17 protein-coding genes are annotated in these 17700 nt (G+C 64.4%); 11 read left to right on the forward strand and 6 right to left on the reverse strand.

The genetic code is table 11. The features are described 5' to 3' along the window. Positions 1 to 223: 223 nt before the first annotated feature. From hslO to gatC, 4 genes are read right to left on the reverse strand one after another with little or no spacing between them, the layout of a single operon-like run. Positions 224 to 1105 (reverse strand): Hsp33 family molecular chaperone HslO, encoded by an 882-nt coding sequence (hslO, locus tag J2T57_RS00270; protein WP_253472527.1) that lies wholly within the window; start codon positions 1103 to 1105, stop codon positions 224 to 226. A gap of 7 nt (positions 1106 to 1112) precedes the next feature. After that, positions 1113 to 2546, reverse strand: a complete 1434-nt coding sequence (gene gatB, locus J2T57_RS00275; protein WP_253472530.1) for an Asp-tRNA(Asn)/Glu-tRNA(Gln) amidotransferase subunit GatB — start codon at positions 2544 to 2546, stop codon at positions 1113 to 1115. Positions 2547 to 2565: 19 nt separating this feature from the next. After that, positions 2566 to 4020 (reverse strand): Asp-tRNA(Asn)/Glu-tRNA(Gln) amidotransferase subunit GatA, encoded by a 1455-nt coding sequence (gene gatA / locus J2T57_RS00280; protein ID WP_253474169.1) that lies wholly within the window; start codon positions 4018 to 4020, stop codon positions 2566 to 2568. A gap of 52 nt (positions 4021 to 4072) precedes the next feature. Further along, entirely contained in the window at positions 4073 to 4360 is a 288-nt protein-coding gene (gene gatC, locus J2T57_RS00285) for an Asp-tRNA(Asn)/Glu-tRNA(Gln) amidotransferase subunit GatC (protein WP_253472533.1), read from the reverse strand. A 308-nt stretch (positions 4361 to 4668) separates the two neighbouring features. On the opposite strand from gatC, the gene J2T57_RS00290 reads away from it, so the two are divergent. From J2T57_RS00290 to J2T57_RS00340, 11 genes are all read left to right on the forward strand, one after another. Next, positions 4669 to 5712: a rod shape-determining protein gene (locus tag J2T57_RS00290; protein WP_253472536.1), complete on the forward strand. Its 1044-nt coding sequence runs from the start codon at positions 4669 to 4671 to the stop codon at positions 5710 to 5712. 175 nt (positions 5713 to 5887) lie between these two features. Then, positions 5888 to 6808 (forward strand): rod shape-determining protein MreC, encoded by a 921-nt coding sequence (gene mreC, locus J2T57_RS00295; protein ID WP_366519058.1) that lies wholly within the window; start codon positions 5888 to 5890, stop codon positions 6806 to 6808. Beyond that, positions 6805 to 7293, forward strand: a complete 489-nt coding sequence (mreD, locus tag J2T57_RS00300) for a rod shape-determining protein MreD (RefSeq protein WP_253472539.1) — start codon at positions 6805 to 6807, stop codon at positions 7291 to 7293. Before mreC ends, mreD begins: the two co-directional genes overlap by 4 nt. A gap of 48 nt (positions 7294 to 7341) precedes the next feature. After that, positions 7342 to 9243 carry a penicillin-binding protein 2 gene (gene mrdA, locus J2T57_RS00305; RefSeq protein ID WP_253472543.1) on the forward strand — a complete coding sequence of 634 codons (1902 nt, stop codon included), beginning with the start codon at positions 7342 to 7344 and terminating at the stop codon, positions 9241 to 9243. Further along, positions 9236 to 10351 carry a rod shape-determining protein RodA gene (gene rodA, locus J2T57_RS00310; protein ID WP_253472546.1) on the forward strand — a complete coding sequence of 372 codons (1116 nt, stop codon included), beginning with the start codon at positions 9236 to 9238 and terminating at the stop codon, positions 10349 to 10351. Before mrdA ends, rodA begins: the two co-directional genes overlap by 8 nt. A gap of 104 nt (positions 10352 to 10455) precedes the next feature. Beyond that, on the forward strand, positions 10456 to 11445 hold the full coding sequence (gene mltB / locus J2T57_RS00315) for a lytic murein transglycosylase B (RefSeq protein ID WP_253472549.1): 990 nt from the start codon (positions 10456 to 10458) through the stop codon (positions 11443 to 11445). After that, positions 11442 to 12374: a septal ring lytic transglycosylase RlpA family protein gene (locus J2T57_RS00320; protein ID WP_253472552.1), complete on the forward strand. Its 933-nt coding sequence runs from the start codon at positions 11442 to 11444 to the stop codon at positions 12372 to 12374. The genes mltB and J2T57_RS00320 overlap by 4 nt, the downstream gene beginning before the upstream one ends. Positions 12375 to 12397: 23 nt before the next feature. Continuing rightward, on the forward strand, positions 12398 to 13549 hold the full coding sequence (locus J2T57_RS00325) for a D-alanyl-D-alanine carboxypeptidase family protein (protein WP_253472555.1): 1152 nt from the start codon (positions 12398 to 12400) through the stop codon (positions 13547 to 13549). Positions 13550 to 13559: 10 nt separating this feature from the next. Next, complete coding sequence (locus J2T57_RS00330; RefSeq protein WP_253472558.1) at positions 13560 to 13829, forward strand: YbeD family protein; 270 nt, start codon at positions 13560 to 13562, stop codon at positions 13827 to 13829. 65 nt (positions 13830 to 13894) lie between these two features. After that, complete coding sequence (gene lipB, locus J2T57_RS00335) at positions 13895 to 14467, forward strand: lipoyl(octanoyl) transferase LipB (protein WP_436262675.1); 573 nt, start codon at positions 13895 to 13897, stop codon at positions 14465 to 14467. Beyond that, complete coding sequence (locus tag J2T57_RS00340) at positions 14467 to 15228, forward strand: YdcF family protein (protein WP_253472564.1); 762 nt, start codon at positions 14467 to 14469, stop codon at positions 15226 to 15228. Before lipB ends, J2T57_RS00340 begins: the two co-directional genes overlap by 1 nt. Here the strand turns inward: J2T57_RS00340 and J2T57_RS00345 are convergent. After that, positions 15219 to 16241, reverse strand: a complete 1023-nt coding sequence (locus J2T57_RS00345; protein ID WP_253472568.1) for a M14 family metallopeptidase — start codon at positions 16239 to 16241, stop codon at positions 15219 to 15221. The genes J2T57_RS00340 and J2T57_RS00345 overlap by 10 nt on opposite strands. A gap of 15 nt (positions 16242 to 16256) precedes the next feature. Continuing rightward, complete coding sequence (locus J2T57_RS00350) at positions 16257 to 17696, reverse strand: glutamate-cysteine ligase family protein (RefSeq protein ID WP_253472571.1); 1440 nt, start codon at positions 17694 to 17696, stop codon at positions 16257 to 16259. Positions 17697 to 17700: the final 4 nt, after the last annotated feature.

Below are 17700 nucleotides of genomic sequence, written 5' to 3' on the forward strand. Positions count from 1 at the left end.
CGACAGCGACATCCCTGTCGCTGACGGTCTCTGGGCGGCGCACCCGCACCCCGTTTGTGCCTCCGGCATGGGGGGTGGCTTGGCCAACGCCGTTGTGGTGCGTTACGGCCTTTGGCCTAACGCACCCTACGGCGGGCTTCGAATGGGCACGGTCTCTTGTAGGGTGTGTTAGAGCGCAGCGCGTAACGCACCATGGCGGCGACGGCCCTGCCGGAAACTTCGATCAATGCCGGGTGCGGCCTGCGGCGTCGGTGCCGCCGTCCTTGAACAGCTGGCGGATGTCCACGGCATCGAAACGATAGCTCGCGCCGCAGAAATCGCAGCGGGCTTCCAGGGCGCCCTGCTCTTCGAGAATGGAATGGGCCTCTTCGCGACCCAGACCGACGATGACGTCTCCCAGGCGCTGTCGGGAGCAATGGCAATGGAAGCGCATGGGCTCGGGGTCGAACAGCCGGATGGTCTCTTCGTGGAACAGGCGCCGGACGATATCCGGGGCCTCCAGTTCCAGCAGCTCTTCCTCGGTGATGGTGGAGGCCAGGTGCTCGGCGCGGTTCCAGGCATCCGGGTCGCCGTGGTCATGCTCGGGGAGGCGCTGCAACAGAAGCCCGGCGGCCCGCTCGCCATCGCAGGCGAGCCAGATCCGCGTTGGCAACTGCTCCGACTGGGTGAAATAGGCGTCCACACACTGGGCAACGCTGGGGTGCTCCAGGGCGACAATGCCCTGATACCGCTCGGTGGATTCATCCGGATCGATGGTAATTGCCAGATGACCACCCCCGGTCAGCCGCTGCAGGTCGTCATCGTCGACGATCTCTGCATCCTCGGCGATGCGCGCCACGGCGCGCAGATCGTGGTCATGGGTGGCGCTGGCCACCAGCATGCTGAGCGAGCCCTTGCCCTGGATCTGCAGAATCAGCGAGCCCTTGAACTTGAGCACTGCAGACAGCAGACCCGCCGCCGCGAGGGATTCGCCGAGCACACGGGTCACCGCCGTCGGGTAAGTGCGACGCCCCAGCACCTGCGCCACCGTCTCGTCCAGGTGGATGACCTCCCCCCGGACGTTGGCGTACTCAAACAGAAAACGCTGCCGTTGATCTTTCGACATCGGCTCGTCACTCCGCCAGTTTGCGACGCAGGATCTCATTGACCTGTGCCGGGTTGGCCTTGCCCTTGGAAGCCTTCATCACCTGGCCGACAAAAAAGCCCAGCAGCTTGTCCTTGCCGGCCTTGAACTGCTCGACCTGCCCCGGATTGGCGGCGATCACCTCGTCGATCATGGCCTCGATGGCGCTGCTGTCGGTGAGCTGACGCAGACCCCTGGCCTCGATAATGGTGTCGGCATCGCCCTCGCCATTCCACATGGCGTCGAACACGTCCTTGGCGATCTTGCCGGAAATAGTGTTGTCATTGACCCGCGCCAGCAGCCCGGCCAGCGCTTCGGCCGAGACGCGGCTATCAGAAATCTCCACACCATCACGGTTTAGCGCACCGGTGAGTTCGCCCATCACCCAGTTGGCAGCCATCTTCGCCTCGCCGCCGGCGGCAACCACTGCCTCGTAGTAATCCGCGGTTTCCCGGGCCGCAGTGAGCACGCCGGCATCATAAGCGGTAAGGCCGTACTCGGACGTGAAGCGCTCCCGCCGGGCATCGGGCAGCTCCGGCAATTCCCCACGCACCCGCTCGATATGCGCGGCATCAATGACCACGGGCAGCAGGTCCGGATCGGGGAAGTAGCGGTAATCGTTGGCCTCTTCCTTGGTGCGCATGGAGCGGGTTTCGTTTTTCACTGAATCGTAGAGCCGCGTCTCCTGCACTACGGTACCACCAGATTCCAGCAGATCGATCTGCCGCTCTACCTCGAACTCGATGGCCTTTTCGACAAAACGAAACGAGTTGATGTTCTTCAACTCGGCGCGGGTGCCGAATTCCACCTGTCCCACCGGGCGCACCGACACGTTGGCGTCGCAGCGGAACGAGCCTTCCTGCATGTTGCCATCACAGATACCTAGATAGCGCACCAGCGAGTGGATCTTCTTCATGTAGGCCACGGCTTCTGCCGGCGAGCGCATGTCCGGTTCGGAGACAATCTCCAGCAGCGGTGTACCCGCCCGGTTCAGGTCAATACCGGAGACACCCTCGAAGCCTTCGTGCAAGGACTTGCCGGCATCTTCTTCCAAGTGAGCGCGAGTAAGACCGATACGCTTGGTCTCGCCGTTATCCAGTTCGATGGTGACGGCGCCGTCGTGCACCACGGGCAGCTCGTACTGGCTGATCTGGTAGCCCTTGGGCAGGTCGGGGTAGAAGTAGTTCTTGCGGGCAAACACCGAACGCGGGGCGACGGTGCAGCCCGTTGCCAGCCCGAACTTGATGGCCATATCCACCACGCCGGCATTGAGCACGGGCAACACGCCGGGCAGGCCCAGGTCGACGGCACAGGCCTGGGTGTTGGGCTCCGCGCCGTAGGCGGTGGAGGCTCCGGAGAAAATCTTGCTCCTGGTGGCAAGCTGGGCATGGATTTCCAGCCCGATCACCGTTTCCCACTGCATCAGTCTGTTCTCCTCGCGCTTACGCGTAGGCTTCGGGGCGACGGTGGTGCCAGTCGGTCACCTGCTGATAACGGTGCCCCGCCTGCAGCAATCGCGCCTCGTCGAAATGGGTGCCAATCAATTGCAAGCCGATGGGCCGCTTGCCGGAAAATCCGGCTGGGATGGTCAGCGCAGGCAACCCCGCCAGATTCACCGCGATGGTGTAGATATCCGACAGGTACATGCTCACCGGGTCGTCCGTGTGCTCGCCGAAATCGAAGGCCGGGGTAGGCGCAGCTGGGCCGAGCAGCAGGTCCACCTCTTCGAAGGCGCGCAGGAAATCATCGCGGATGAGTCGGCGAATCTGCTGCGCCTTCAGATAGTAGGCATCGTAGTAGCCGGCGGACAGCGCGTAAGTCCCCACCAGGATGCGGCGCTTGACCTCCGCACCAAAACCCTCGCCACGGGAACGCTTGTAGAGATCCTCCAGATCGACGGGATCCTCGCAGCGGTGACCGAAGCGCACGCCATCGAAGCGCGACAGGTTGGCGGAGCACTCCGCCGGGGCGATCACGTAGTAGCAGGGCACCGCCAGATGGCTGTTGGCCAGGCTGACTTCCTTGAAGGTGGCACCCAGGCGCCGGTATTCGTCGATTGCGGCGTCCACTGCCCCGGCCACTGCCGGATCCAGCCCTTCACCGAAATACTCCCTGGGTAGACCGATACGCAGGCCCGTCAGATCACCGGACAACGCATCAGTGTAGCGAGGCACATCCCGCTCGACGCAGGTGGAGTCCCGCGGGTCAAAGCCGGCCATCACTTCCAGCATCAACGCCATGTCCTCGCAGGTGCGGGCGATGGGCCCGGCCTGGTCGAGACTGGATGCGAACGCGATCATGCCGTAGCGGCTGACCCGCCCGTAGGTAGGCTTGAGGCCACTGACGCCACAATGCGCAGCCGGCTGGCGGATCGAGCCACCAGTGTCGGTAGCCGTGGCAGCGGGCACCAACCCGGCCGCCACCGCCGCGGCAGAACCGCCGGACGAGCCGCCAGGCACGGCCGTCGGCTCCCAGGGGTTGCGCACCGGCCCATAGTAGCTGGTCTCGTTGGACGACCCCATGGCGAACTCGTCCATGTTGGTCTTGCCCAGGCAGACCATGCCGGCGGCCTGTATCTGCTCCACCACATGGGCGTCGTAGGGCGAGATGAAATTGTCGAGCATGCGCGAGCCACAACTGGTGCGCACACCACGGGTGCAGAAGATGTCCTTGTGGGCCATGGGCACACCGGTCAACGGCCCGGCCTGGCCGGCGGCACGGCGGGCGTCGGCGGCATCAGCAGCCGCCAGGGCCTGGTCCGGCGTGACCGAAATGAACGCATTCAGCTCGGCGCCCTTGCCCTCGATGCGGCCGAGCAGGTGTTCGGTCAGCTCACGGCTGGAGAACTCCCCGGCGGCGAGACCGCGGGAGAGTTCTGCGATTGTCAGGCTATGCAGGCTCACGTTGATGTCCCGATTCGGTTGAGGAAGCGCTGAAGGTGACGGCCGGTCACTCGATAACCCGTGGCACGAGGTAGAGACCGTCTTCCACGGCGGGGGCGATGCCCTGGAACAGCTCACGCTGGTTCTCTTCGGTGACCACATCGGGCCGCAGTCGTTGCGCCATGTCGATGGGATGCGCAAGCGGCTCCACGCCGGTAGTATCCACCGCGCTCATGGCTTCCACGAAATTGAGAATGCTGGTCAGGTTGCGGGCGTAGCCATCCAGATCCTGCTCATCAACCCCAAGCCGGGCCAGATGCGCGATCTGCCTGACGTCATCATTGCTGAGAGACATGTGCATGACTCCACGGGCAAAAGTGCGGAAACCGGGCATTCTCGATCAAGATGGGGGCGATGGCAAACTGTGCATCGGTCCCAACGCGAGTGAGACGGAGTACACTGAATTCTCTCTCGATCATGTGGATACTCGGCCCATCAGCCTGGCGACGATGGTCGTCGACCAGAATCAGAAACCAATCAGGAATGCGCGAGTCCAGTGGATGGGACGGCCCTGCCCGGGCCTGATCCACACCGCCCGGGTTTGCTTGCCCAACCATACCGCCGTTGTTAGATTAGCGCCTTCGCTGGGACAGGGACATTAGAATGTTCAAGGGCATACGCGGACTTTTTTCCAATGACCTCTCCATTGACCTGGGGACGGCCAACACGCTGATCTATCTGCGTGGGCAGGGTATCGTGCTGAACGAACCCTCTGTGGTGGCCATCCGCCAGGATCGGGACGGCGGCCCCAAAACCATCGCCGCCGTTGGCGCAGAGGCCAAGAGCATGGTCGGCCGCACGCCCGGCAACATCAAGGCGATCCGCCCGCTCAAGGACGGCGTGATCGCCAATTTCACCGTCACCGAGAAGATGCTGCAGCACTTTATAAAAAAGGTGCACGAGGCGCGCTTTTTCCGGCCCAGCCCGCGGGTGCTGGTGTGTGTGCCCTGGGGCGCTACCCAGGTTGAGCGGCGTGCCATCAAGGAGTCGGCTCTGGGCGCCGGTGCACGCGAGGTCTACCTGATCGAGGAGCCCCGGGCCGCTGCGATTGGCGCCAACATGCCGGTGGACGAAGCCCGCGGTTCCATGGTGCTGGACATCGGCGGTGGCACCTCGGAAGTGGCCGTGCTGTCGTTGAACGGCATCGTCTACTCGGCGTCGGTACGCATTGGCGGTGATCGCTTCGACGAAGCCATCATCAATTATGTGCGTCGCAATTACGGCATTCTCATCGGTGAATCCACCGCCGAGCGGGTCAAGCATGAAATCGGCACTGCCTTCCCTGGCACCGAGGTCATGGAGATCGACGTTCGAGGTCGTAACCTGGCGCAGGGCGTGCCGCGCAGCTTCACGCTGAACAGCAACGAGATCCTGGAATCCCTGCAGGAGCCCCTGTCCGGCATCGTCGGGGCGGTGAAGACGGCCCTGGAGCAGACCCCACCGGAACTGGGGGCGGATGTGGCCGAGCGCGGCATCGTGCTCACCGGCGGCGGCGCGCTGCTGCGCAATCTCGACCGTCTGATCATGGAAGAAACCGGGTTGCCGGTGGTCATCGCCGACGACCCGTTGACCTGTGTCGCCCGCGGTGGCGGCCGGGCGCTTGAATTGATGGATGAACAGGGCCTGGACCTGTTCACCGTCGAGTAACAGGGGCCGCTCAGCCGGGCGTGCCGAAAACTGTCGCCATTGTGGCGCCCGGGCAACCCGTCAGGGAATTGCCTGCACGCACGGGCTGGAGTACGCTCGCTCATAAATCATCGGTGCCTCAATAGACTAAGCCATACTGCTCAGCAGTTGCTTGCAGAAAGTCGCGCAGAGGCATGTGATCGGCAGCTATTCAGTCGCGGGGTCTATCATCAAACCGTTATTTGGACGCGGCCCATCGCTGACTACCCGGGTCATCCTGCTGGCGTTGATGTCGGTGGGGCTCATGACACTCGACCACCGTCAGCACTTGTCGGCACCCGTGCAGGAAGCGGCGCTGACCATTGCCTACCCCCTGCATTTTGCGGTGAACCTGCCTTTCGAGCTGGCAGAACTGGCAAGCGAGCACGCCAGCAGTCGCAATGCGTTGCTGCAAGAGAATGCACGGCTGCGTAATCAGCAATTGCTCAACGAGGCCCGGCTGCAACGGCTCGACCAGCTCGAGCGCGAGAACATCCGCCTGCAGGGGCTGCTTGAGTCTGCCTACGAGGTGGAGCACTCGGTGCTGATTGCCGAGCTGATGCGTGTTGACCTGGACCCGTACCGTCACATGCTGCAGATCGACAAGGGCAGTCGCCACGGGGTGTTCTCCGGGCAGCCGGTGATCGACGCCCGCGGCGTGATGGGACAGGTGGACCGCATCGGTCGGTCAAGCGCCGTGGTCAGGCTCATTACCGACCCCAGTCACGCGATTCCGGTGCAGGTCAACCGCAACGGTCTGCGCGCCATTGCCTACGGCACCGGTCGTCTTCGCGAACTCGACCTGCCCCATTTGCCGAACAACGCAGATGTCCAGGTCGGTGACCTGTTGATCACCTCGGGTCTCGGTGGTGGATTCCCTGCCGGGTATCCGGTGGCACGGGTGACCGATGTGCGCCAGGAACCCGGCTATGCGTTCGCCCGGATCACCGCCGAACCCCTGGCCGAACTCGATCGCAGTCGTGAAATGCTGCTGGTGCGCACGCAATTCCAGGATGCCGAGGACATCGACGCCTCTGCCGCTTATCGATTACCGGAGGAGCCGGGGGATGGCTCGTGAATGCAGGCCCTGGGCGGGCCGCCTGGATCATCCTTTGCAGCCTGCTGATCGCCTACGCGCTGACCGTGGTGCCGCTGCCGGATTGGGCAACCGGCGCGCGTCCGCAGTGGGTGGCACTGGTGCTGATCTACTGGTGCCTGGCGGTGCCGCACCGTGTCGGCGTGGGTGTGGCCTGGCTGGCGGGGCTGGCGCAGGACGCCTTGCAATCAACCCTGCTGGGGCAGCACGCCTTCAGCTATGCGATCGCTGCTTTCCTGGTGCTGAAACTGCATCAGCGCATTCGGGTCTATCCCCTGGGGCAGCAGTCGATCATCGTGCTCATATTGCTCACCATGATTCATCTTGCCCAGTTGTGGGTGAACGGGCTGGTGGGCCGTCCGCCACCGCCGGCAGCCTATTGGCTGGCACCACTGGTCGGTACGCTGATGTGGCCCTGGATTTTCATCATCATGCGCGCGGTGCGCAGACGTTACGCAATCGCCTGATCCGGTTCATGCCGCGGCATCCAGCGGTGCCGCTCTGATGGAACAGCCATGACAAGAACACCGAACGAGCTGCGGGATTCGCGACAGGAGAAACACCTGTTCACGCGTCGCGCCGTGGTGGCCGGTGTCGGCGTGCTGGGCCTGCTAGGCCTGCTGGGCGCGCGCATGGGACAACTGCAGGTCACCGGGCACCAGCGTTACATGACCATGTCCCAGGCCAACCGGGTCAAGCTGGTCCCCGTGCCGCCGAACCGCGGACTGATCTTTGACCGCAACGGCGTGGTACTGGCGGAGAACCGGCCCACCTTCCAGCTCTTGCTCACCCCGGAACAGATCGACGACATGCAGGCCACGCTGGATGGCCTGGGGCGCATCGTCGAGATCAGCGAGGCGGAACTGGAGCGCTTTCGGACCCTGGCACGGCGCTCACGGCGCTTCCAGGCCCTGCCGTTGAAATTCCGCCTCACCGAGAAGGAAGTATCGGCCTTCGCCACCCAGCGCCATCGATTCCCGGGGGTAGAGGTCGAAGCCCGCCTGACCCGACATTACCCCCACGGCCCCCATGCGGTGCATGCCATCGGTTACGTGGGTCGCATCAACGAGCGCGAGTTGCAGCGCATCGACAGCAGTCGCTACGCCGGGACCAGCCACATTGGCAAGACCGGCGTCGAACTGCAGTTCGAGGAGCGCCTACATGGCCATGCCGGGCTCGAGCGGGTGGAAACCAACGCCCTGGGTCGCGTGATCCGGCCCCTGGAGCGGGTGGCACCGAACCCCGGCCAGGACATGTACCTCACCATCGACAGCCGCATTCAGCGGGTGGCCGAAGACGCGTTGGAGGACTTCGCGGGATCCATCGTGGTCATCGATGTCCGCAACGGCGATGTACTGGCCCTGGCCAGCAAGCCGATGTACGACCCCAACCTGTTTGTCCATGGTATCGACGTCGAGACCTATCGCGAACTGCAGGATGATATCGACCGGCCGTTGTTCAATCGGGCACTGCGGGGGCAATACCCGCCAGGGTCCACCATCAAGCCGTTTTTCAGCCTGGCCGCGCTGCAACACAATATTTTCCGCCCCAGTGATCGGGTCTTCTGCCCTGGCTTCTACACCATCCAGGGCGTGAATCATCGCTGGCGCTGCTGGCAGCGCCGCGGCCATGGGCACATGAACATGGAAGACGCCATGGCCCAGTCCTGCGACGTCTACTTCTACGATCTGGCCTACAAGCTCGGCATCGACCGGATGCATGCCTTCCTGGACGGTTTCGGGTTCGGCCATCGACCGGGGCTCGGCATGCCAGGGGAACTGGCGGGCATCCTGCCGTCACGGGAGTGGAAACGGGCTCACCGGGGCGAATCCTGGTTCCATGGCGAGACCATCATTACCGGGATCGGCCAGGGCTATTTCCTGACCACACCCCTGCAACTGGCCCAGGCTACCGCCGTACTCGCCAATCGTGGCCAGTACAGGCCACCTCGGATTCTCAAGGCCCTCCGCCCGCTGGGTAACGGCGAGATTCGCCCGGTTGCAGCGGCACCGGCGGAACGATCGGTAGAGGTGAGTCGCGAGGAGTACTGGAAGCTCACTTTCGAGCAGATGGAAAAGGTGGTCCATGGCAGCCGGGGCACCGCTCGCTCCATTGCCGCCGATCTGGACTATCGCATGGCCGGCAAGACCGGTACGGCCCAAGTGTTCAGCCTGGCGCAGGATCAAGAATACGATGCCGACGAGATCGAGAAGCGCCTGCGCGACCATGCGCTCTACAACGCTTTCGCACCGGCGGACGCACCCCGCTACGCCATTGCGGTGATCGTCGAGAACGGCGGCAGCGGCGGCGCTGTCGCAGCGCCCATGGCACGCAAGGTCATGGACGCCTGCATGGCTCTGCTGCCTGCCGAGCCGGAATCCGGCGACGATGCCGAGGACGAGGCGCGTCATGTCTGAACTCGCCATCGCCAACCGGCAGACGTTCGTGCAGCGTCACCTGCACATCGACGGTCAGTTGCTGACCGCCCTGGCGATCCTCTCCGGGGTTGGTCTGGTGGTGCTTTACAGTGCATCGAACCAGAGCATGGGCGACATTCAGCGACAGCTGATCCGGCTCGGCATTGCTTTCTCGGTCATGGTGATGATTGCCCAGGTGAGCCCCGCTATCCTGCGCCGCTGGACACCCTGGGTGTTTCTCGGGGCCCTGGCCATGCTGGTGCTGGTGCTGTTGATCGGAGTCACCGGCAAGGGCGCGCAGCGCTGGCTCGACGTGGGGTTCTTCCGCTTCCAGCCAGCGGAGATCATGAAAATCGCACTGCCCATGATGGTGGCCTGGTTTTTGTCCCGCCAGCACCTGCCACCCCGCATCATGCACGTGCTCGTCGCCCTCGTGCTGACGGGCATCCCGGCGGCGCTGATCATCATGCAGCCGGACCTGGGCACGGCGCTGCTGGTTTCCGCCTCGGGGCTTTTCGTACTGTTTCTCGGCGGGCTGCGCTGGCGGCTGATGCTCGCCGCCGGCGCCTTGATCGCCGCATTGGCGCCGGTGTTCTGGTTTTTCCTCATGCACGACTACCAGAAGACCCGCATTCTTACCCTGTTCGACCCGACCCGGGACCCACTTGGCAGCGGTTATCACATCATCCAGTCCACCATTGCCATTGGCTCCGGCGGGGTATTCGGCAAGGGCTGGCTGAACGGCACCCAATCGCAGCTCGACTTTCTGCCGGAGCGGAACACCGACTTCATTTTCGCGGTATTCAGCGAGGAGTTCGGGCTGGTGGGGGTGGTGCAGTTGCTGGCCCTGTACCTGTTCATCATCGCCCGCGGGCTGTACATCGCCACCCAGGCACAGGACACCTATTCGCGCCTGCTGGCCGGCAGCCTTTCGCTGACCTTTTTTGTCTATGTGTTCGTGAACGTGGGCATGGTGTCCGGGCTGTTGCCGGTGGTGGGTCTGCCACTGCCAATGATCAGCTATGGCGGCACCTCCATGGTGACCATCATGGCGGGCTTCGGTATTCTCATGTCCATTCACACGCACCGGAAACTCTGGGCGTCCTGAGGAGTCTTCATGGCAGTCGGGAACGCTCGTCATACAGATGCCGAACCAGCCGCCTCCAGGCCGGTGCGGGCACATTGCAACCAAGCGCGAGAGAGAGTCGGAGCATGAGGCATCACTTCGTGGCCGGAGGGCTTGCAGCCATGCTGTTGGCCCTGTCAGCCGGCACCCAGGCCGTCCCCCTGGACACCGGCAGCAGCGAGATCCGCAATTTCATCGACGAGGCAAGCGAGCGTCACGGCCTGGACCCGGCCATGGTCGAGTCGCTGCTCGAGGAAGCCCGCCACAAGCAGGACATCATCGACGCCATTTCACGCCCGGCCGAGGCCATGCCCTGGCGGCGTTATCGGCCCATCTTCCTGGGCGAGGACCGCATCCGCGAAGGTGCCGCGTGGTGGGTTGAACACGAAGCACTGATCAGCCGCGCCGCCGAGGAATACGGTGTTGACGAGGCCATCATCGTGGCCATCATCGGCGTTGAGACACGCTACGGCATGCACCGCGGCCGGCATCGCGTGCTGGACGCCCTGGTCACCCTGGCTTTCGGTTACCCGCCACGGGCCGATTTCTTCCGCCGTGAACTGGAGCAGTTCATGCTGCTGGTGGACGAGGAAGCCATCGACCCGCTGGAAGTGCGCGGCTCCTACGCCGGTGCCATGGGCATCCCCCAGTTCATATCCAGCAGTTACCGCCATTACGCCGTGGACGGTGACGGCGATGGCCGGCGCGACCTGGTGGGCAACGTGGCCGACGCCGTTGCCAGTGTGGGCAACTATTTCAAGGCGCATCGATGGCGGCAGGGCGAGGCGGTGGTCTTTCCCGCCGAAGTGGCCGAACCGGCTCGCGCTGATGCCCTGGCCAATCAGGGCCGACAGCCCTACACCACCGTTGGCGAACTGCGTGCCGCCGGCATCGAGCCCATGGGCGACGTCGCCGACGATGCCGCCGCCACGCTGATGGCACTGGAAGGTGAGGCCGGCACCGAGTACTGGATCGGTCTGCACAACTTCTACGTCATCACCCGGTACAACCACAGCCCGCTCTACGCCCTGGCCGTCTATCAGCTCGCCCAGGCCATTCGGGAGGAGAAGCAGTGACACGTTCGGGCTACCTGCTGCCAGCCATCGCCGCCCTCGCCCTCGCCGCCTGTGCAAGCGCGCCCACCCCGGGACCGACCCCGGAACCCGAGCCTGCCCCGGAACGGGCGCCCTGGGATGATGGTGACCCGGATTACGGCCCCGACTACACACCGGATTTAAGCGGTGTGACCGAGCCCGAGCCAAGGGATGAGCCCCGCAGCCGCTGGGGCAACCCGGAGACCTACGAGGTTTTCGGTGTGACCTATCGCCTGATGGAACAGGGTGAAGGGCATGTGGAAGAAGGTATCGCCTCCTGGTACGGCAAGAAATTCCATGGCCGACGCACATCCAGCGGCGAGCCCTATGACATGTACGCCATGACCGCTGCCCACAAGAAGCTGCCGATTCCCATCTATGCCCGGGTAACCAACCTGGAGAACGGTCGCAGCGTGGTGGTGCGCATCAACGATCGCGGCCCCTTCGCCCATGATCGCATCATCGACATGTCCTATGCGGCGGCCTACCGGCTGGACATGGTGGACTCCGGCACGGCGCGGGTTCGCGTCGAGACGCTGACCCGCAACCTGGACGCCGAGGACACAACGGCTGGTACCGGCAACGGCGCCATGCGCGTTGCCGACAGCGGCGAGCGCACCGCGGCGCCGGATGTGCGCGCGGCACCCCGTGTCCAGTCCTCGGTCAACCGCGAGGACTGGTTCCTCCAGGCGGGAGCTTTTGGTGACCGCACCAACGCCGAGCGCATGCGTGCGCGCCTGGAGGCGGAAGACCTGGCCTCGGTGGTGATTCGCTCCTCCGGGGACGAAGGGCCGCACCGGGTCTGGATCGGCCCGGTGGACTCCCGCGAGGCTGCTGAAGCCCTGCGCGATCGGCTGGCGTCCCGTGGCCTTGGCCCCGCCAATATCGTTTCCCCCGACAATGCCCGCTAATCCGTGAGAAGTGATCAATCCCTATGAAACGCCTGTGTCGTAGTCTGTGCCTTCTGACCCTGTCCCTGACGTTCACCTCGGCGGTGGTCGCGCAGTCCATGCCCGTGCCGGTGCCAGCACCTCCCAGCATTGCGGCGCCGAGCCACATTCTTTTGGACAGCGGCAGCGGTCAGGTGCTGGTAGAGCGCAATCCGGACGAACGGCGCGAGCCCGCCAGCCTGGTCAAGGTGATGACGGCCTACGTCGTGTTCAGCGAGATCGACAGCGGGCACCTGTCGCTCAGCGACCCGGTGATCATCAGCGAGCGGGCCTGGCGCATGGGTGGGTCGCGGATGTTCGTGGAAGTCAATCGCAGCGTCAGCGTCGAGGACCTGCTGCGGGGCGTCATCATCCAGTCCGGCAACGATGCCAGTGTCGCCCTGGCCGAGCATGTAGCCGGAGACGAGCGCACCTTCGCCCAGCTCATGAACCAGTACGCCGACCAGATCGGCATGCAGAACACCAACTTCACCAACTCCACCGGCTGGCCGGACGAAAACCAGTACACCAGCGCCCGGGACATGGCGCTGCTGGCCCAGGCCATGATCCGCAACTTCCCGGAGTACTACCGGATGTACTCGGAGCGGGAGTTCACCTTCAACGACATCACCCAGCGCAACCGCAACCAGCTGCTCTGGCGTGATGACAGCGTGGATGGCCTGAAAACCGGTCATACCAGCACCGCCGGCTACAATCTGGTCACCTCCGCCCAGCGCGACGGCATGCGGCTGGTGTCGGTGGTCATGGGTACGGAAAGCCCCAGGGCAAGAGCTGATCAGAGCCAGTCCCTGCTCAATTACGGTTTTCGCTTCTTCCAGACCTACGAGCTCTATGCAGGCGGGCGTGAACTGTCGCGACCGAAACTGTGGAAAGGCGCGGAAGACACGGTACCGGTGGGCGTGGCCGAGTCGCTGATGGTGACCATTCCCCAGCGCCAGTACGACAACCTGGATGCCAGCATGCAGCTCAATACACCCCTGATCGCACCGGTGAGCCAGGGCCAGCAGGTGGGTGACGTGGAAGTGCGACTGGAGGGCGAGGTCATTGCCCGGGCGCCCTTGATTGCCCTGGAAGACATCGCCGAAGGCGGATTCTTCGGCCGCATGATTGACGAACTCTGGTTGATGTTCCAGTAAGCTTGATGTCATGAGTGATGATCGCGAAACCCTGCTGGAATTCCCCTGCGAGTTTCCCGTCAAGGCCATGGGTCGCGCCGATGAGGACTTCGTGCTGCGGGTGGTGGAGCTGGTGAGGGAGCACGTGCCGGACCTTGACGAGTCGCGGGTCGCCACCAGCGCCAGCCGCCGGGGCAACTATGTCTCGGTGACGATCACATTTACGGCCATCAGCCAGGCCCAGATCGACGCCGTCTACCTGGCGCTGAATGCCGATGACCAGGTGGTGATGACGCTTTGAGCGAGGGCGGCATCCCGCTGGTGCGCCGGCTGGGCCTGGCCGACTACGAGCCCACCTGGCGCGCCATGCAGGCATTCACCGACGACCGCGGCCCGGACACCCCGGACGAGATCTGGCTGGTGGAACACCCGCCGGTCTTCACCCTGGGGCTGGCCGGCAAGCCGGAACATGTGCTCGCCCCCGGCGACATCCCGGTCGTCAACGTGGACCGCGGCGGCCAGGTCACCTACCACGGCCCCGGCCAGGTGGTGATCTATCCCCTGTTGGACATGCGCCGCCGCCGGCTCGGCGTGCGCCAGCTCGTAACCCTGCTTGAAGAGACCGTCGTCGCCCTGCTGGCAGATTACGGCATTACCGCCTACCCCCGCCCGGACGCGCCCGGCGTCTACGTGGACGACGCCAAGATCGCCGCCCTGGGCCTGCGGATTCGCCGTGGTGCCAGCTACCACGGTGTGGCACTGAACGTGGCCATGGACCTGGAGCCCTTCAGCCGCATCAACCCCTGTGGCCACGCCGGCATGCAGGTCATCCAGGTGCGAGACCTGACCCCCGACGCGACCCTCGATGACATGGCCGAAGGATTGCTCCAGCAGATCCTGCGGCGGCTCACTCCTGAAACCTTGGCGTCGGCGCCGTGATGTGGTGGTCATCCCTGAGTCAGCTGGTCCTGCCGCCGGGCGGGCCGGTGATCCTGGGGCTGATCGGCCTGCTGCTGTGGCGCCGCAAGCTTGGCAAGGGGCTGGTGGTGCTCAGCCTGGCCAGCCTCTATGCGCTGTCCACGCCGCTGCTCAGCTTTGCCCTGGTGTCGCCCCTCGAGCGCACCGCTGCCTTACCGGTGGATGACCTGCCCGATATCGGCGAGCCTGCCGCTATCGTTGTCCTTGGCGGTGGTCGCCGCATGGCGGCTCCGGAGTACGGCGCCGACACGGTGAACTGGTGGTCTCTGGAGCGGGTGCGCTATGGCGCGCGGCTGCACCGGCAACTGGGCTTGCCGCTGCTGGTCAGTGGCGGTACGCCGGGTGACGACCAGGTGGCCGAGGCAGCGCTGATGGCGACGGCCCTGGAGGAAGACTTCGGCGCGCCGGTAACATGGCTGGAGCCACGCAGCCGCAACACCCAGGAGAATGCCTATTTTTCGGCTGGCATCCTGCAGGATGCCGGTATCGACCATGTGATCCTGGTGACATCGGCGCTGCACATGCCCCGCTCCGTGAAGGCTTTCGAGCGCGCCGGCGTATCCCGGGTAACACCGGCACCGACAGGTTTCCTGGGTCGACCAGCCGACGAACCCCTCATCAGGGCGGCAGCGCTGCTGCCCGACCGGCACTCACTGCAGCGCAGCACAGCGGCACTTCACGAGCATCTGGGCAGTGCCTGGTACCGGCTGCTCTACCGCTGATCCGGATCCATCCGTTCCATGAGATAGCACAGGCAGTCCTGGCGGATCACCCGGGCATCGGTGGTGAGCATGCTCGGCATGACCCGGCTTCGCGTCATCAGACGGCCATCGTCCATGGTGAAGTACCGCTCCGCCACGTCACGACCGCGCTCATCCTCCACCAGCAACGGCACCGCCTCACCTGAATAACTGCCAAATTCCGTACCCGCCGGCAGCTCGCGAAAATTGAAGCCTTCGAGATCCGGCAGCAGGGCGAGACCATCCGCACCATCGCCAAAGTGAAACCGCTGAGTTTCCGGAATGGTCACCCGGGCAATCGTGTGGAACAACCCGAACTCGCCGGGCCGCGGCTGCCTGGGAAGGTTCTCCAGCCGCAGGACCGCATCAATGAATTCGGCGGCATGGGCAACCCCTTCCACCTCGCTGGCACGGCCGCACTCGACGGTCACCGCCGGTGCCAACTGGCAGAAGGCCAGGGATTGCACACCCTGCGGGCGGGTGAAATAGACGATGGTTCGGCTGAACAGGGCCGCAAGACCCAGAAACGCCGGCTCAAGGCGGTTGATGCATCCGTAGTGGGGATTGATGCCGGTGTTGTTGTGCACATCAATGCTGGCGAACAGGCCGCGATCACGCATGCGCTCCCAGACCGAGCGCACCAGCCGGGCCTCCGGCGCGTCGGCATCCTGCCCCCCGGGCCAGATACGATTGAAGTCGGGTTGGCCATCAAGCCGGCGAACGCCGGCCAGTGCGGCCTGGGTATTACCGACGAATAGACAGAGCGATCGCGGCAAGGTCTTGCCCTGATACCGTCTGAGCAATTGCTGGATGGCATGCAGGCCCGTGGTCTCGTTGCCGTGCAGAAGCACGGAGACGAACAACGGCGGCTCGCGGCGGCCGGGCAGCTCGATGAGGCTGGGACCGCCCAGCAGGGCATGGATGTCCCTCGCCTGGACATCAAGGAACCCGCCGGGCAATTCCCGATACAACTGCAAAGCCGATACTTCAGCCATGGATCATCAACACTCCTAAAGCTCCCATTCGTGAACCGGGTGCCCGGAATCGGCATGCGCCATATACGCCTGAACCAGTCCGGCAAAGTCACGCCCATGACGCTGCACCCAGCCGATCTGCCAGGCGGCGCCGGTATGGCCGCTGGCGACCCGTGCCCGGGCAATTTCCAGGTACGGGCGATAGGCGTCGGGCGCAAGCCCCGACTCGGCGAGCGCCGCGTCGGCCTTTGGGATCAGGCTCTGCAGCAGAAGCTCACGCAGCACCACCTTCTGGCCACCCAGCCATTCCACTTCGGCCCGCAGCCCATCCCGGGCGGCAGCGTAGAAGTTTCTCGCCGCAGCCTGAAACGGCAGCTCTTTCTCCAACGGCTGCCGACGACCGACGCAGGCAAGCAACGCGCCGTAGAAAAAGACGGCGTTGGCCATCACGTCGGCAACCGTCGGGCCTGCCGCCATCACCCGGTGCTCCAGGCGGAGATGACATTGCCCGTCATCCCCGAAGCCCACCAGAGGCCTGTTCCAGCGCCAGATCGTGCCGTTATGCAACTGCAGGTGCGACAACTGCGCCGGCTTCGCATCGCTGCACTGGGGCAGCAACACCGGATAACGCTCGGCGTTCTCCCGGAACAGCTCATGCAGCCCTTCGCGGACATAGCCAGTGCCAAAGGTCACCCGTCCCGGCGCGCCCACGCCATGGGCGCCATCCACGGGATCGATGGCCACCGCCTGCTCGAACAGGGGCACGCGGGTCTCCTGCCACAGCCGTCGACCAAACAGATACGGCGAATTCGCCGCCAGCGCCACGCTGGCAGCCGACAGCAGCATGGCCGCATTGAAGAAACGGCCGGCCCGGTCCGGTGGCACCTGCAGATGCAGTTGCAGGGAGGTGGCGGCGGCCTCCAGCATCACATCCTGCCGATCCTGGGACAGGGATTCCGCGTCACCATGGATCTCCACATGCAGCGGTCGACGATTGCGCAGTTCGAGCACCTGCAGATTGAGTGCCCGATAGCGCTGCAGCGGCGACATGGATTCCAGCGTGAAATCCTCGACCCGCGCCGTGGGCAGCACACCGATCATCACCGGTCGGACTTCGAGTTCCCGGGCGACGCGGGAACAGCGGTTCCATAAACCATCCAGATCGGCATGGGTTCGGCGAAAGGGGTCATCCCGCAACAGATGCGGCGCGCCATTGAGTTCCACGTTGAACTGCGCAAGCTCATGCACCACGTCATGGTGGGCGAGCCGGTCGAGAAACTGCTGATTGATGGGCGCCGGGTGCCCGGTGGGGTCTACCAGCCAGGCCTCCAGCTCGTAGCCCATGCGCAAGGGCTCGGCAGCCACCCGACCGCTGCGTAGCCAGTCGCCGAGCAGTGTCGTCTCGGCCCGCAGGCAGTTGGAGAACCTGTGGAAGTCCTCACGGGTGAATCGATCCCGATTGATCTCGTTGCCCATGCGC

The organism is Natronocella acetinitrilica (genome assembly GCF_024170285.1).
Lineage (GTDB): Bacteria > Pseudomonadota > Gammaproteobacteria > Nitrococcales > Aquisalimonadaceae > Natronocella > Natronocella acetinitrilica.

Excerpts from the sequence above, each read along its gene's own strand:
- J2T57_RS00325 (WP_253472555.1), top strand. The coding sequence starts at position 12,398 with ATGAAACGCCTGTGTCGTAGTCTGTGCCTTCTGACCCTGTCCCTGACG.
- J2T57_RS00340 (WP_253472564.1), top strand. The coding sequence starts at position 14,467 with ATGTGGTGGTCATCCCTGAGTCAGCTGGTCCTGCCGCCGGGCGGGCCG.
- J2T57_RS00290 (WP_253472536.1), top strand. The coding sequence starts at position 4,669 with ATGTTCAAGGGCATACGCGGACTTTTTTCCAATGACCTCTCCATTGAC.
- gatB (WP_253472530.1), bottom strand. The coding sequence starts at position 2,546 with ATGCAGTGGGAAACGGTGATCGGGCTGGAAATCCATGCCCAGCTTGCC.
- J2T57_RS00350 (WP_253472571.1), bottom strand. The coding sequence starts at position 17,696 with ATGGGCAACGAGATCAATCGGGATCGATTCACCCGTGAGGACTTCCAC.
- lipB (WP_436262675.1), top strand. The coding sequence starts at position 13,895 with ATGCAGGCATTCACCGACGACCGCGGCCCGGACACCCCGGACGAGATC.
- gatC (WP_253472533.1), bottom strand. The coding sequence starts at position 4,360 with ATGTCTCTCAGCAATGATGACGTCAGGCAGATCGCGCATCTGGCCCGG.
- hslO (WP_253472527.1), bottom strand. The coding sequence starts at position 1,105 with ATGTCGAAAGATCAACGGCAGCGTTTTCTGTTTGAGTACGCCAACGTC.
- J2T57_RS00330 (WP_253472558.1), top strand. The coding sequence starts at position 13,560 with ATGAGTGATGATCGCGAAACCCTGCTGGAATTCCCCTGCGAGTTTCCC.
- rodA (WP_253472546.1), top strand. The coding sequence starts at position 9,236 with ATGTCTGAACTCGCCATCGCCAACCGGCAGACGTTCGTGCAGCGTCAC.
- mrdA (WP_253472543.1), top strand. The coding sequence starts at position 7,342 with ATGACAAGAACACCGAACGAGCTGCGGGATTCGCGACAGGAGAAACAC.
- J2T57_RS00345 (WP_253472568.1), bottom strand. The coding sequence starts at position 16,241 with ATGGCTGAAGTATCGGCTTTGCAGTTGTATCGGGAATTGCCCGGCGGG.
- mltB (WP_253472549.1), top strand. The coding sequence starts at position 10,456 with ATGAGGCATCACTTCGTGGCCGGAGGGCTTGCAGCCATGCTGTTGGCC.